This is a genomic window from Shewanella sp. Scap07, from assembly GCF_013394145.1.
GTDB lineage: Bacteria > Pseudomonadota > Gammaproteobacteria > Enterobacterales > Shewanellaceae > Shewanella > Shewanella waksmanii.
Window position 1 is genome coordinate 4,830,384 of sequence record NZ_CP041329.1, and the last position, 16,061, is coordinate 4,846,444.

The following is a 16,061-nucleotide window of genomic DNA, read 5'->3' on the forward strand; positions in this document are numbered from 1 at the left end:
AACTCTTTAGTTATTTTGGTTATTATTTAACCATGACTGTAGGAGTTCAATAATGTTAGTGGTAACCAACTATCCCCAAGTACCGATTGCGACGACCAACGCCGCAACCGATGCTGCGCGCGTGGATAGTCAACAGCGACCACCTATTGTCCCACCACAGGAAGCGACTAAAGGCCACGAAGAACGCGCATTTAATCCACAAAATGAACGCGCGGCCGAGCAAGCTAAAGTTAATGAAAAACTGCAAGGCAAACAGCAAGGCTCAGGTCAGCAGCAACAAGAAGGTAAGCAACAGCAAGAGCAAAAACCCGCTGCGTTACCAAGTATATTAAAGGCTGCACTGCGAGGGAAACCGGCATTACAACGCCGAGATATTCGCGCTCAACAACAAACGCCCCAACCGAAGAGCAACAACAATGTCTCCAAACTGTTAGTTAATCAATCGCAGGAGTTTTACCAAGCTGTGGCCCATCATGTGAGTCAATTTTATCAGCAACAAACTCAGCCTAAACCAGAACCTGCACTGTCCTCTTCGGTTTAAAATCGCGCAAAGCAAAACCCATAAAAAAACGCCGGATAATCTATCCGGCGTTTTTTATTATTGTTAGCTAGAACTATTTTTTCAACTTGGCAAAGGCATCAGCAAAGGCGTTACCCATTGCGGCATTAGCCGGTTGTTTGGGATTATGCCTTGGCTTATGCTGCTTTTGCTGACTGCTGCCTTTAGCCGAATTTGACTTGGGCTTAGCTGCTGGTTTCGCAGAAGCTTGGTCATCCAATCGCATCGTTAAGCCAATACGTTTACGCTCAACATCCACTTCCATGACTTTGACTTTCACCACATCACCGGCTTTGACCACCGTATGTGGATCGCTGACAAATTTGTCTGTCAGTGATGAGATATGCACGAGACCATCTTGATGCACACCCACATCGACAAAGGCACCAAAGTTGGTCACATTAGTCACCACGCCTTCAAGCAACATATTGGGCTTTAAATCATTGATCTGGTTTACGCCCTCTTTAAACGTCGCCGTTTTAAATTCACCACGGGGATCTCGACCCGGTTTATCCAGTTCAGCCAAAATATCGGTCACCGTTGGCAGACCGAAACTGTCATTAATAAAGGCTTTGGCATCAATATTCTTAAGCAGGTCACTGTTACCAATTAGCTCCTCAACCGGGAGTTGATGCTGCTGGGCAATGGTTTCTACGAGTGTATAGGCCTCTGGGTGAACCGCTGAACTGTCCAGTGGATTGGTGCCGCCACTAATACGTAAAAAACCAGCGGCTTGTTCATAAGCTTTTGGTCCTAAACGCGCCACTTTTAGCAACTGTTTGCGTTGGCTAAACTCACCATTGCTATCACGATAATCAACAATATTACGGGCTAGAGTTTTGTTTAGACCAGCAACTTGGGCCAGCAAAGGTGCTGAGGCCATATTGAGATCCACACCCACACCGTTCACACAATCTTCCACCACCGCTTCAAGCGACTGAGATAACTGGCTCTGGCTCACATCATGCTGATATTGACCTACACCGATAGATTTAGGCTCGATTTTAACCAGTTCCGCTAGCGGATCTTGCAAACGGCGTGCAATAGAGACTGCACCACGAATAGATACATCTAATTGCGGAAATTCTTGTGCCGCGAGTTCAGATGCAGAGTACACCGAAGCACCGGCTTCGCTGACCATAATCTTAGTTAGCTGCGGCACATCAGCTTTCATAGCCGCGATGACTTCCGCCGCCAACTTATCGGTTTCGCGCGATGCCGTGCCATTACCAATGGCGATCAGCTCAACCTTATGCATTTTAATTAAGTTGCTTAGGGTGCGAATCGACTTATCCCATAGGTTTTGTGGTGCATGGGGAAATATCGTTGAATGCGCCACCAGCTTGCCAGTTTGATTAACAATGGCAATTTTCACCCCGGTACGTAGACCTGGATCTAAACCTAAGGTGGTTTTGGCCCCCGCCGGCGCCGCCATTAGCAAGTCACCTAAATTGCGCGCAAAGACATTGATCGCTTCGCCTTCAGCTTGCTCGCGTAGCGATGCAATGAATTCAGTTTCCATCTGCAAGCCAATCTTGACTCGCCATGTGGCAGTAATCACCGTTTTAAGCCAACTGTCCACCGCACTATCAGTCAAATTCAGTTGCAGGTGCTCAGCAATAATCACCTCACAATAACTGGCCGATTTCGCCTCACTTGCGGGATCAGCATTCATTTTTAGAGACAGCGCACCTTCATTGCGACCACGCAACATTGCTAACGCACGATGCGAAGGCACCTTGCTAAATGGCTCACTGTACTCAAAATAGTCTCTAAATTTACTGCCAGCCTTTTCTTGGCCTGCCACTAAGCTGCTTTCCAACACCGCATTTTGCTTCAAATGACGACGAATTTTATTAATTAAGTCAGCGTCTTCTGCAAACCGTTCCATCAGAATAAAGCGCGCACCATCAAGGACCGCCTTAACATCACCAAAGCCTGCTTCACTGTTAATAAATGCTTGAGCTTGACTGTCTAGCTCATTGCCACGCCCATCAAACAAGCGATTGGCTAATGGCTCAAGCCCAGCTTCAATGGCTATTTGCCCTTTAGTGCGACGTTTAGGCTTAAACGGCAAGTAAAGATCTTCAAGACGGGTTTTACTATCTGCGCTGCTAATGGCCTGTCGCAGGCTATCGTTAAGTTTACCTTGGGCTTCAATGCTAGAGAGTATCACTGCACGGCGATCATTGAGTTCACGTAAATAGCCTAAGCGGCTATTGAGGGTACGCAACTGAGTATCATCTAAGCCACCTGTCACTTCTTTACGATAACGGGCAACAAAAGGTACTGTGGCACCTTCATCTAATAATGTAACTGTGGCAGTCACTTGCTGCTCACGGACATTCAATTCTTCAGCGATAATACGAGCGATGTTTTGCATAGAGAGCTTAGAGCCTAGATAGGAATTTGTTTAATGCCGCCAAAGATACCACAGCCTTGGGGCAAGGTGTATTGTAAAACAGTATAGCTTGCGCCATATCGATTTAAGCTGCTTTAACGCAGCCAAGCGTGATGAGAACGGCCATTAACTGTCGCCGTTTACACCATCGCGGTTCTGCATTGTGGTTAACAAATGACGACTTAGAATGCTTGATACTGAATTTTGTTCACATACCACTCTTTAGTACCAGCCGGCGTTTTAACGAGCACTTCATCATCAACTTGCTTACCAATTAACGCCCGTGCCATGGGTGAATCAATGGTAATGTAACCTTGCTTGGTATCTAACTCATCTTTACCAACAATTCGATACTGCACGATTTCACCCGCTTCGTTTTCCAGCTCGACCCAGGCGCCAAAATAAACCTTACCTTCTTGCTGCGGTGAATAGTCAACGATCTTGAGATCTTCAACTCGCTTAACCAAATAGCGAACACGGCTGTCTATTTGGCGTAATAAACGCTTATTGTAGGTGTAGTCAGCATTCTCTGAACGATCACCCTGCGCTGCGGCTTCTTGCACCTTTTTAGTGATTTCGGGGCGGTACTCTTTCCATAAATACTTCAACTCGCGATCAAGGGCTTGCCAGCCTTCACGGGTTATGAGCATTGCTTTCATGTTGAACTTCCAAATACTGTGCAATAACGGAGAATTAGCTAGATTTTAGCGCTAGCGCAGCAATATTGCTATGCGTGCTAGCTCGCAGCTCATGGGCGTATCTCTTATTGCTTAAACTATTCGATAGTCAAATAGAAACTAATTCAGCAATTGTGCGATGCCATGACAAGATAGCCAAGTCGACGTAAGCGGCATGAAAATCAAAACTTGCCTTACGACTCCCTTAGGGTGCCATTGTCTAACGCTCTCGGACATTGGCACCCTTTTCTTTTAGCACCATAAAACCATTTTCCGATTGTTTTATAAAGTAATAGCTGCGCTTCACAGCCAGTATGGCAGGCCTTTGTCGTCTCTCAATGTATTCGATTTAACTATACTTATTAACGTTTAAAATTAACAAAACTTCGAGATAATAGCACTTCATCATTATCCTGTAGCTCACCGAATGTGATGCTGTTGCACGCCAAGGACGGCTGCTTTTTTCTGCAGGATGATGAATCCAGGGTTAGCAGCCTTAACGAATTAACGGCAACAAGTTAGCACCAACAACAATACACAGAGATGAGCCAACAACATGAACAGTATACTTAATGAGAAACACTTTAAGCGTAAATGCCTACTGGCACTGATATTACTTGAGTGTATGCGCTATAGCGGCCTAATGAGTTACACGCTAGTGCTAGGCTAATCTTGAGCCGAAGAATTAGCTCAATAACCTCAACGAGATTCTATTTACTTGCCCTAAAATACTGGTTAACCTAGCAAATAACTCAGTTATTTAGAGGTTAATTTGCAACGCTCACAACAGCGTCTTCCCCCGTGGTTTATTGCGGCATTAAAAATGACCGTGGTGTCGAGTATTTTTTTACTCATGCCCAGCTATTTAAATGCAATTTCACACCAGTTTAATGCATCCGTTTATTCACTCACTTACTTAGCCTCCATCGAACTTAGCGGTTTTGCTGTCGCGTCATTATTTTCTTTTATTATCACCCAAAAAAAACACATCAATATTAACGAGCAATGGGCTTGTGCTGGCTTATTTTTAGCTCACTTGCTTAGCGCATTTTGCCATGACATCAATTTGTTTATTGCCGTACGGATTATCGCCGGTGTTTGCGCCGGTTTAGTGCTGGTGAAAAGTTATGAAACCTTGGCGGCGCAGCCCAATCCAGATAATGCTTTTGGCAAAGCCATTGCCATGCAGATGCTATATAGCGCCGTTTTGTTTGTCATATTGCCGCCAATTTTGGCTCAATTTGGCGTACATGCTTTTTTCTTTGTGCTAGCACTATTGAGTCTGGTTATCGCGCTACTGCCACAATTACAAGTGCGGGTGTCCAGCAATGATTACCAAGCACCGCAATCAAATCATGCGATGTTTTATGCTTTAAGTGCCATGTTCATGCTAATCCTCACCCACTCAGGCGCTTGGTCACTACTGGGAGTCGTTGCCAGTAAACTTGAGATAACTCCGCAGTCTCAAGGCAATATTTTGGCAACGGGTACCCTGTTTAGCTTAGTGGGCGCGGTGCTAGCCAGTTACTTAGCCTACAGCCAATTTAAAAAGTGGATTATTGTGATAGCGGTGGTCACTCAAGGTGCCTGTATCGCAACGATTTTTTTGGCAACCACACCATGGAGTTACTTTGCGGCAGTGAGTCTATTTATGCTGCTGTGGAATTTACTGGTGCCACTTTATATGGGCACCATTGCCAGTATTGATAAGGATGGGTCAGTTATTCGCTTAGCGGTCGCTTCGCAAACCTTTGGCGCAGCGATTGGCCCCTATATCTTACTGCAAGGTTGGGCGCTGTCGGAATTATTGGTGTTTCTCAGTTTGACCTTATTACTAGTGTTACCGCTATTGCCTGCTTCGCAGTCGTGGCGCCGATCAAAAAAGCCGCAATAAATGCGGCTTTTATTATCGACAATCGGCTTAGAAGTAGTAGTTTGCTTGTATCCAAGTAACCGTATCTTCAGGCATATTAAAGCCATGTTTGTTTTTGACTTCGCCGGTGTATTCAACCTTGGCGCCCACAGACACATTGTCTAACAACATGAATCCCCCACCCACTTCCACTTGGTTAGTAAAAGTTTTGTCTTTAAAGTGGTACGTGGTTTTAGGGTTGATGTATAACCAGTGGCCAGCATCAAATCCATACATCGCATAGACACCAGCTTGGGCTAGGCCACTGCGATCGTACTTGTCTTTTTCACCAATGCGTTTGTTCTGGGTGCCACCAGCACTAAGCATAGGGAAAATAGAGATGTTGTCGGTCACCTGAAACTTATAGATAAGTCCACCCAGTACCGTTTGGTTGTTCTCATCGCCAATCACGTCGACAGAGTAGCCTAAGCCGTCCGTCACATGGAAATAACGCCCGCGGCCACTTAAGTCGCCACTTTTGTTATTACGGCTAATATCCAGTTGGAAAATATTTGAGCCCAGCCCCATCATACCGTTAAGTTGAGTGACATCTTTGCTGGCGCTGACCCCAACGGTGGTGAAACTTGCTGTAGGATCGCCATAGTTAACCTCTTCTTTGGCCGCTTCTTCATTCGCAAACGCACTAGTTGCTGTTAATAACGAGATAAGTGCTACGCTAGTAAGTGATTTTTTCATAATTTGTGCCCTCTAAATAAACTAAATGTCTTGTTGGTGTGGCTAAATTATGCCAATTGATGTTTAATACTTAAAAGTGATAACTATCGACATATCGAATAGGTGAACTATGCTTAACTTAGAACAGCTCAATGCATTTGTGGCCGCAGCGGAAAAAGGCTCCTTCTCTGCAGCCGCTCGTCACATAGGGAAAAGTCAAAGCTCTGTGAGTATTGGCGTTAACAATCTTGAACTCGATTTAGGATTAACACTGTTTGACCGCAGTACTAAATACCCGACGTTGACAGCACAAGGCGAGCGCCTTTATCAACAAGCTAAAGTACTTATTCGCCAAGCAGAGCGAATGGAAAGTTATGCTGAAGGTGTGATTGAAGAAGTAGAAGATGAGCTGATTATCGGCCTTGATCCTTTAGTGCCACTTTATAGTATTGATGCAGCGCTGGAAAAACTAGCCAGGCAATACCCCCATACACAAATTAAGCTCGTTAAACAAAACTCCACCGATCTAGCGCAAGCCATTTTGGATAAACAGGTGCATATTGGTATCACTTTGCCACTAGAAGCTGTGCCAGAGCATCTCGACTTTATCTCCTTCTATCAGCTGGAGTGGGTATGCGTATGCAGTCCTGACTCACAATTTGCTGATATGGATGTTGTTGATACCGAAACTCTGATCAGCGAACGGCAAATCGTTTGTACCAGTATGATTGAAAATAGTGTCTTAGCAGCCATGAGCAAGATGTCACAGCAAATTTGGCAAGCCTATGACCAAGATGATTTAATCCGCCTTGTTGAGCAAGATCTAGGCTGGGCATTTGTGCCAAAACAGCTGTTAGTGGAGAAAATGGCCCTAGGTACCATTGTCCAGTTTGTGCCTGACTACCAACGCACTCCTATGATTAATGCCGCTGAAATCACTTGGCGCTCCAATGTGCAACATGGGCCCGTGGCCAAATTTTTGATTGCTCAGCTCAGTGAGTAGCCCTTGCCAAGTTTACTGGTCGCTCAACGCTAACTGGGCGACCATTGATCCTACCACCTATTCGATTTAACTATAATAAGTAACTGTGGATAACCTCTAGGCAAATATAAGATGGCGCCAATATCTTTATTGCCACTCTTAGGGGTTATTATGCGAACGTCAGCCAAACTCGTCGCCATTGCTACTGTTAGCTTATTAAGTGCCTGCTCAGATGAGTCAGCCACACCACAAGTTAACAGCAGCATCGCTGTGACCACTCACCACCTTACTTTGCAAGACACTCATATTTCCGAGCAGTTTATCGGTAAAACCCAAGCCGTTGATGAAGTAGATATTCTGCCGAAGGTATCGGGATATATTTATAAACAACACGTTAAAGATGGTGCCTTGGTCGCCAAAGGTGATCTGTTGTTTGAAATAGACCCAGAGCCTTTTCAAATAGAAGTGCAAAAAGCCAAAGCCGTTGTGGCGCAAAAACAAGCACAATTGGCATTGCATAAAAAGAAATTAGAAAAAGCCAATAAGCTCAGGCAACAACAAGCACTAAGCGCAATTGAGCTTGACCAAATCATTGCAGCACACCAAGTGGCGAGTGCTGAAGCCCTAGCGGCTCAGGCCAGCCTAAAGAAAACACGCTTAGATTTGAAAGACACGCGGATCGTTGCGCCATTTGATGGCTATATCAGCGATAGCAATGTGAGCCCCGGCGCATTAGTTGGGCCAAATAGCCAAGCGCTGACGCATTTGGTTAGCTACCGCAAAATGTACGTCAACATTCAGTTGGATGAGAAAGAGTATCTCAACGACTTGCAAAAAAAACTCCAAGCTGGCGCGGCTATCAACCCGCCCAATATCAAGTTGCAGCTCGCTAACGGTACCCCTTATAAACACCGAGGCAGCATCGACTTTATCGATAATCAGGTCGATACCGACAATGGTACGGTACGCTTTCGCATCAATTTCCCCAATCCCGATGGCTTATTACTACCAGGCCAATTTGTCACCGTCACATCAGCCCAAAGCGTGCCGACACCTAAACTTGTGCTGCCCCAAAGCGCTGTGCAAGAAGACCAAGGCGGCCGTTATGTCTTCGTGGTTAATAGTGACCTAGCAGTTGATAAAAAATACCTTACCCTCGGGCAAAGACTCAAGCAGGACTGGATTGTAGAGGCAGGTTTAACCTCAGGTAGCCAAGTCATTATTGGCGGTATCAGTTCAGTACGACCAGGCATGCAGGTGACCGTTAAGAATGATGCTCAATTAACTATGGTTAAGGAGTAGACTCATGGCCGATTTCTTTATTAACCGCCCCAAATTTGCCATTGTGTTATCAGTGGTGATGACATTGGCGGGTATGCTTACCCTAATGAAAATGCCGGTATCACAATTCCCTAATATTGTGCCGCCATCAATCGAAATCTTTGCCCTTTATCCCGGCGCAGATCACAACACAATCCGTAATACTGTCGCCACAGTAATTGAGCAAGAAGTTAACGGCGTTGAAGACATGATCTACATTGAATCAAAGTCTAACAACGACAATACCTATCTTGCTTATGTCACCTTTGCTATTGGCACCGACCCAGACAAAGCACAAACGTTAGTGCAAAACCGGGTAAACAAAGCCATGGCCAAGCTGCCTGATGAAGTTAAGCGCCAGGGCGTCACCGTCGAAAAGGTTGCCAACTCAATCTTAATGACGGTCAACCCCTACTCACCGAATCACAGTCTAGATAATCTATTTTTGTCTAACTACAGCTCACTTAATATTAAAGATGCGCTGTTACGTGTTAAGGGCGTCGGCAAGGTGCAAGTGATTGGCGAGCAAAACTATTCAATGCGGGTATGGCTTGACCCAGAGAAAATGGCAGCCAAGTCAATTACGGCTAATGATATAGCCACCGCCATTAGCGTGCAAAACACCACTGTCGCAGCGGGAAAACTCGGTGAGCGACCAACGGCAGGTAACCAGGTCTTTCAGTACACAATCCAGACTCAAGGCCGGCTAGTTGAAGCGGCAGAATTTGAGTCTATTATTCTACGGGCTGAAAAAGAGGGACGTTTTGTCAAACTGAAAGATGTTGCGCGGGTTGAACTGGCTGCCGAGCAGTATGCAGCTATTGCCAGCTATGGCGACCATGAAAGCCCAATTTTGGCTGTCTATCAAGCGCCCGGCGCCAATGCACTTGAAGTTGCACAAGGCGTACGCGAAGCAATGCAGCAGCTATCACAACGCTTTCCCGACGACATGGATTATGTGGTCTCTTATGACTCGACCACCTTTATTGAAGTGTCGATGGACGAAGTGTTTGAAACCTTGTATATCGCCCTCGGTCTAGTGGTGTTAGTCACCTATTTATTCTTGCAAAGCTGGCGCGCGACTTTAATTCCAGCCCTAGCCATTCCGGTGTCACTGATCGGCACGTTCGTGGTCATGGCCGCGATGGGAATTGATATCAACACCATTTCAATGTTTGGCTTAATATTGGCAATTGGTGTGGTGGTCGATGCCGCAATTGTGGTGATAGAAAACGTAGAACGCTTGATGGAAGAGCGCCACCTTGATGCCCCAGAAGCAACCTCACTAGCAATGAAAGAGGTAACGGCGCCGCTGATTGCTTCCGCCTTAGTGCTGCTGGCGGTATTTGGCCCCGTGTCTATGGCCCCCGGTATGGTGGGTCAAATGTACCAACAGTTCGGCGTGACAATCTCAGTTTCTACGGTAATTTCAACCTTAGTCGCACTCACGCTGACACCGGCATTATGTGCGCTACTGATGCGTCATGAAGCCAAAAAGAGCCACGGCTTTTTAGCGCAGTTTAACCGTTTCATTGCCTGGGTAACCCGCGGCTATGTTAATTCGGTGAGTTTTCTAGGCCAACGTTTATTACTTAGTGGCGGACTGTTTGCCATCTTACTGCTGTGTATTTATGGCTTTAACCTCTCGTTAGCCAAAGACTTTATACCAGCAGAAGATCAAGGTTCGTTTATGGTTGATGTCAATTTACCCGAAGCCTCAGCCCTCGACCGTACTGATGACATGGTCAGTGACATGGTGAGCCAAATTACCGCAATTGATGGCGTAAAGCATGTTGTGGCAGCCAAAGGTTATAGCTTGCTAAAAGGGGCGGCATCGCCTAATTCTGGCATGATGATTGTCGTATTGGATGACTGGCAACACCGCAATAGCCAACAAAGTGAGTTTGCCATCGTTGCACAAGCGCAAGCAGCCATTGATGCAAATCCAGATGTTAGCGGCATGGCGTTTTCAATGCCCGCCATTCCAGGTTTAGGTACTGCTGGCGGCTTAACTCTGCAACTCGAAGATCTCAATGGTCGACCCGTTGAAACCATGGCTCCTGTTATTGAGCAATTTGTAGCACAGTTAAACCAATCTGATGAAGTGATGATGGCATTTACCACGTACAGTGCTAATGTTCCTCAGCTCTATTTGAATGTGGACCGAGCCAAAGCCATGGCGCTAGGTATTGATTTGGCCGAGGTCAATACCACACTTGCAGCCATGATGGGCAACATGTACGTCAACGACTTCACCAAGTTTGGTAAGAACTATCAGGTTAACCTGCAAGCCGAGCAAGACTACCGCAATAGCGAACAAGATTTGGGGCATATCTACCTTAAATCTGCGACAGGTGACATGATCAAGCTATCGAGCATCGCCGACTATCAGCCATTGGTCGGTGCAGATAGTACCGCTCGCTACAACCTGTACAACACAGCACAAATCATTGCCATACCCGCTGAAGGTTATAGCTCAGGCGATGCGATTGCCGCCATTGAAGCGCAAGCAAATCAATTACCTCAAGGCTACGCCTATGAGTGGACGGGCATGACCTATCAGGAGCTACAAGCGGGTGATGCTGCGCCGCTATTGTTTGCACTCGCCTTGCTATTTACCTATCTATTTTTAGTCGCTCAATATGAGAGCTGGTTAATTCCATTTGCCATCATACTGTGTGTGCCCACCGCACTGCTTGGTGCCCTGGGCTACACCTTGATTGCTGGCGGTACGATGAACCTCTACACCCAGATAGGTTTAGTCCTGTTAATTGGCATGGCCAGCCGCAACGCAATCCTAATAGTCGAGTTTGCCAAAGTGCTCCGAGAAGAGCAGCAATTGACGATTATAGATGCCGCTAAACAAGCCATCGCACTGCGTTTGCGTGCCGTTTTGATGACAGCCTTCTCCTTTATCTTAGGGGTACTGCCTTTGGTCATTGCCAGTGGTGCGGGCAGCGCCAGCCGTAACGCCCTTGGTCAGGCAAGTTTTGGTGGCATGTTTGCCGCCACATTAATCGGTTGTGTATTGGTGCCAGTATTCTTCATCGCTTTGCAGCGATTAAGAGAATATCGCCCTGGAACTAACGCAATACCATCGACCGCAACTGGGCACTAAATATCAGTTTCGTTCCTCACCAGCTATCAATGTTTTGGCTGACGGCGCAGCTGGCTGGGGAACACCTTTTCAACCACGATAGTCAGCCTGCGCCCAACCTAAGTTGGGCGCACTCCTTCATACCGCGCTCACTCGTTCACTGTCAAAAATCGCCAACTATTATAAAAACGAATAAATACTAATTTAAATCATTCGTTTTTGTTACGTATCATCAACTCGAATTTAATCCACTCCTAACCAATCGAGGTTGATATGAAAGCAAAACATCTAGCGTGTTGTATGGCATTGAGCTTGGCAACACTAACCAATTTCGCTCACGCAGACTATTGCGATGACACCTTAGGCAGTGTTGTCGGCGGCGCGCTTGAAGGTGGCCTAATGGGCACAGCTGTAGGCGCTATCGCTGATGGCAGAGAAGGCGCCAAACGCGGCGCTGCAATCGGCGGCATGATCGGTGCCATTGACGGTTTAGTCGAAGGTGAAGTGAGACGTGAGCGCTGTAAACGTGACTTTGAAGACCTTGAAGACGCAGTTGTTGAAGGTGAGCTTGAAGATATGTACATCGAAGACGCCATTATTGACGACGCCATTCTATTTGGTGATTAACCACCTATTTAATGTTGAGTTAGGTGGTCATCTTCCCGGGGCCACCCACAAACGAGAGCCCAAATTATGTTTAAGTCAGCCAAAAAATTTAATACCACAGCGATGAGCACACTGCTTATCGCCACATCTTTACTGTCAGCAGGTGCCAACGCTAGCTTTATGGATCAATTTAAAGATCCCGTTGATGGTCGCCTAGATGCCAGCCAATGGATCCTTAACAATGCCCACGGCTTCTTGCCGGTACCCATAGTGATCACTGAACCTGCCGTTGGTGTCGGTGGCGGTGCGGCACTGTTGTTTTTCCATGAGAATGACGAACAAAAGGCCATTCGCGAGCAAAACCCTAATGCTGTCTCAGGCATCCCCCCTAGTGTTACGGGCGTTGTCGGTGCCGCAACCAATAACGGCAGCAAAATTGCCGGCGTGTTTCATTCTGGCAATTGGTTTAACGACAATGTCAGATATTTAGGTGGCCTATTTGGTGCCGATTTAAACTTAAAATATTATGCCGATGCCGATAGCTCCACCGCGCAACAATTTGGCATTAAAGGGCTGTATTTCTTCCAGGACATTGACTTTAGACTCGCGGGCAGCAACTTCTTCCTGGGTGCTGAATACGTCAACATGAGTTCAGAAGCCAATTTTAATCTTGATTCCGGTATCCCAGAAATAGACAACTTGGCGCTCAATAGTAGCGATGCATCAGTCGCCGTAAAACTCACCTATGACAGCACTGATAATCAGTTTGCCCCGCGTTCAGGTATTAAAGCTCGCGTAAAAGCAAACATGCACCACGAAAAAATTGGCGGTGATTTTAACTACCAAGACTACTCAGCGTTCATCAATAGCTACCATAGACTCAATAAAAAATGGGGCCTCAACTGGCGTGTAAATGCTAAATCAACAGTTGGTGAAGCACCATTTTACGCTAAACCCTACCTCGACATGCGCGGTATGGCTGCCATGCGTTATCAAGCCGACAACACCGCTTTGGGTGAAGTTGAAATCACCTACGATATTGATGATCGCTGGACCATTCTGGGCTTCGCCGGCACGGGTAAAGCGGTGAACAACAATCAAAGCTTTAGTGATGCCAAATGGCAAAATGCCCAAGGTGCGGGTTTCAGATACTTAATGGCACGTCAACTCGGTTTGCGCACCGGTGTCGATATTGCTAAAGGCCCTGAAGAATGGACTGTTTATCTACAAGTCGGCGGCGCTTGGTAACGCTGCCCTTTAATCCAGTTAATAATGGAGCTCACTCAATGAAGCTATTTACTCTACTTGGCACCATTATCAATAACAGGTATCGCCAGCTGGCAATACCAGTATTGATAGCCACTTTTGTGTCAATGTGCAGCATTCCAAGCAGTGCCAAGCTGCTTGAAGCTACGCCTGACAATACCAATAACATCCAAGCCAGTGAACTCATCAAGGATGCAGAGCAGCATTTAGATACCTTTCTTACAGATGAGCACTGGGCTGCGGTACGTAATCTCACCGGCATCGCCCGTGCCATATTCATCCTTCCCCGCGGTGGACAGGTTGGTTTTGTGCTGGGGGCGCAATGGGGAAAGGGCATTCTAATGGTGCGCCATCACCATCAATGGAGTCAGCCGATCTTTGTCGAAGTAAATAGTCTGCAGTTTGGCCTGCTTGCTGGCGCCCAATCAGTCAATGGGGTTGGAGTGCTACTGAGCGATAACGCACTGCAACAAGTGATCGATGGCAATTACAAAGCCGGTGGCTCAGCCGATCTAACTCTAGGCCCTGGGATTAGCGGCAAAGCCGCTGGCGGTAGCAAAGGGGTAGAAATGTTCATCGTCTCTTCCAACAGCGGCCTCTATTTTGGCGGTAGCTTTGAAGGCATCCAGTTAAAGCTAGATGACCACTTAAATCATTTAACCTACGGCGATGATTTCGATGCCAGCGCATTAGCCCAATTTCACTTGCAACCCCCACAGGCACTCGCCCAATCGATGCGCGAGAAGCTCTCAAAGGTGGGTTATCAAGCGGTGTATTCATCACCTCAAGTGATTCGCAGTGAGTAATTCACTTAGCCCATTGAGCCTGCTGACTATCAAATATCAGCTATCGACAATGGGCCCTATACAAATGGACCCACCTATTGGAAAGTCGAATACATACTAATTAATAGCAATCGATTTGCTTATATATAATCGTTGACCAATAAAATCACACATCTCGGACAGATTAAAAGGTACAGACAATGCAATCTAACCAACTTAACTCAACATCATCACTGCTATTGCCTAAGCTCCCGACACAGGGGAAACGACGCTCTAAAGTGGCGAACTTTATGGTAGTAGCCTTACCTGCGCTCATGCTCAGTATTATCATGATTGGTAAAGCCAACGCTGAATTTTACTGCGCAGCTGATGACCTAGCCTGTCAGGCGCAACGCAGTGCCAATATAGAACAGGAGCTGGATAAGCGACTGGCCGCTTTCGAGGAACAACAAGCCATACTGGCAGCTAAAGCTAAAACGGAAGCTAAGTATTTAAAGCAAGCGCACAACATCTGCATCAAAAGTGCCCATGGTGAACAAACTGACAAATGCGATTAACTCCATGGTGGCGCTGCCAATGATCCACATTCACCCATAAAAACGGACCTTAGGTCCGTTTTTTATTGCCCAAGTCGCCAGCTATTCTTTGCGTCAACAAATCTCTTTTCTTACTAGTACCTACGCCCAACATCACTCTCAAGGTCAAACCTAGCGAAAAATCTCAATCTCTAGCATTTACTCACACTTTCGCCATAACAGCCATTAGTTGAACTTTAACTGAACCGAGTCACTTGTTACTCATCAATCTATTCGAAAATCAAATAATACCTAACTCAAACAATCCGAAAGACACTGAGAAAATAGCCTCACTTAGTCAGCAGCATCATTGTTGACGAGTTAAACAACATAATTATTTGATGAGGACAAACACATGAAAAAGTCAGCCATTGCTATCGCAGCGTTACTAGCCCTATCTACAGGTGCAGCCAATGCACAATCTAACACTGAATTGCTAAACGGTTTCACCGGCAAAATTGAAGCCGATTACACCACTCAAGAAAAGAACACTAAAGTTGAAGCACAACTCGGTTATGACTTTAATTTTGGTGCAGTTTCTGTCATTCCATTTTTGGCAGCAGAAACTAACTACTCAGGTGAAAAAGATATCCTGACAAACAAGTATGAAGGTTTTGACCGCGGCGCATTAGGCGGTGGTTTTACAGTGCGTACTAACTTTGACAACTTCTACGCTTATGCTGAAGGTCGCGTCATGGTCAAAGATCGCATTAAGCTTTCAGTTCCTGATGGTGTGTTGCCTGAACTGCCAACTCCTGAACTACCTGAACTGCCTATTCCAGAGCTACCTGAATTACCAGGCGCACAGCCATATGGTGGCGATACTTTAGTAAAAGGTACCGTTAATCAATACCGCGTAAAGCTCGGTACCGGTTACCAATTCGATAATGGCTTTAGTGCAGGTGTTGAAGCCGCCATGGTGCGTGAGAGCTTTAAAGATCTCAAAGAAGACCAGCGCGAAATTTTCGCCGTGGCTGGCTACAACTTCACCGATAACTTAAAGCTATTTGCTAAAGTGGGTGCAGCTGATACCGGCGACCAAGCTGAGCCGTATAAAAAGAGCAAAGATGACGGTAAGTGGGAAACAAAAACGGTTATCGGCGTAAGCTACGCATTCTAATGACCTAGTACACTAAAAAAGCGAGCTCATTTTGAGCTCGCTTTTTTTTGCAGTAACGCCACAGACTCCCATTCACTCTCCCCCTG

At 46.2% G+C, this 16,061-nt stretch carries 13 protein-coding genes; 10 read left to right on the forward strand and 3 right to left on the reverse strand.

The genetic code is table 11. The features are described from left to right. Window positions 1–52: 52 nt before the first annotated feature. A complete protein-coding gene (locus FLM48_RS21310; RefSeq protein WP_028771904.1) occupies window positions 53–541 on the forward strand; it encodes a hypothetical protein in 489 nt (162 codons plus the stop codon). A gap of 73 nt (window positions 542–614) precedes the next feature. Here the strand turns inward: FLM48_RS21310 and FLM48_RS21315 are convergent, their stop codons facing one another. Continuing rightward, window positions 615–2,942, reverse strand: coding sequence for a Tex family protein (locus FLM48_RS21315; protein WP_179026051.1), 2,328 nt, complete (start codon window positions 2,940–2,942; stop codon window positions 615–617). Window positions 2,943–3,142: 200 nt separating this feature from the next. Then, a complete protein-coding gene (greB, locus tag FLM48_RS21320) occupies window positions 3,143–3,619 on the reverse strand; it encodes a transcription elongation factor GreB (RefSeq protein WP_028771906.1) in 477 nt (158 codons plus the stop codon). 790 nt (window positions 3,620–4,409) lie between these two features. Here greB and FLM48_RS21325 point away from each other — a divergent pair. Further along, window positions 4,410–5,531 (forward strand): MFS transporter, encoded by a 1,122-nt coding sequence (locus FLM48_RS21325; protein ID WP_179026052.1) that lies wholly within the window; start codon window positions 4,410–4,412, stop codon window positions 5,529–5,531. A gap of 27 nt (window positions 5,532–5,558) precedes the next feature. Here the strand turns inward: FLM48_RS21325 and FLM48_RS21330 are convergent, their stop codons facing one another. Next, complete coding sequence (locus tag FLM48_RS21330; protein WP_179026053.1) at window positions 5,559–6,245, reverse strand: hypothetical protein; 687 nt, start codon at window positions 6,243–6,245, stop codon at window positions 5,559–5,561. A gap of 109 nt (window positions 6,246–6,354) precedes the next feature. Between FLM48_RS21330 and FLM48_RS21335 the strand changes: the two genes are divergently transcribed. From FLM48_RS21335 to FLM48_RS21370, 8 genes are all read left to right on the forward strand, one after another. Continuing rightward, window positions 6,355–7,227, forward strand: a complete 873-nt coding sequence (locus tag FLM48_RS21335; RefSeq protein WP_028771909.1) for a LysR family transcriptional regulator — start codon at window positions 6,355–6,357, stop codon at window positions 7,225–7,227. Between the two features lie 150 nt (window positions 7,228–7,377). Next, on the forward strand, window positions 7,378–8,508 hold the full coding sequence (locus FLM48_RS21340) for an efflux RND transporter periplasmic adaptor subunit (protein WP_179026054.1): 1,131 nt from the start codon (window positions 7,378–7,380) through the stop codon (window positions 8,506–8,508). 4 nt (window positions 8,509–8,512) lie between these two features. Beyond that, window positions 8,513–11,644 (forward strand): efflux RND transporter permease subunit, encoded by a 3,132-nt coding sequence (locus FLM48_RS21345; protein ID WP_179026055.1) that lies wholly within the window; start codon window positions 8,513–8,515, stop codon window positions 11,642–11,644. A 252-nt stretch (window positions 11,645–11,896) separates the two neighbouring features. Continuing rightward, window positions 11,897–12,250, forward strand: a complete 354-nt coding sequence (locus FLM48_RS21350) for a hypothetical protein (RefSeq protein WP_179026056.1) — start codon at window positions 11,897–11,899, stop codon at window positions 12,248–12,250. Window positions 12,251–12,316: 66 nt separating this feature from the next. Then, a complete protein-coding gene (locus FLM48_RS21355) occupies window positions 12,317–13,477 on the forward strand; it encodes a BamA/TamA family outer membrane protein (protein ID WP_245608380.1) in 1,161 nt (386 codons plus the stop codon). A gap of 38 nt (window positions 13,478–13,515) precedes the next feature. Further along, window positions 13,516–14,301, forward strand: a complete 786-nt coding sequence (locus tag FLM48_RS21360; protein WP_179026057.1) for a lipid-binding SYLF domain-containing protein — start codon at window positions 13,516–13,518, stop codon at window positions 14,299–14,301. Between the two features lie 179 nt (window positions 14,302–14,480). Beyond that, the gene (locus tag FLM48_RS21365; protein WP_179026058.1) at window positions 14,481–14,837 is read left to right on the forward strand and encodes a hypothetical protein; all 357 of its coding nucleotides are present in this window, start codon (window positions 14,481–14,483) and stop codon (window positions 14,835–14,837) included. A 373-nt stretch (window positions 14,838–15,210) separates the two neighbouring features. Next, on the forward strand, window positions 15,211–15,975 hold the full coding sequence (locus FLM48_RS21370) for a hypothetical protein (protein WP_179026059.1): 765 nt from the start codon (window positions 15,211–15,213) through the stop codon (window positions 15,973–15,975). Window positions 15,976–16,061: the final 86 nt, after the last annotated feature.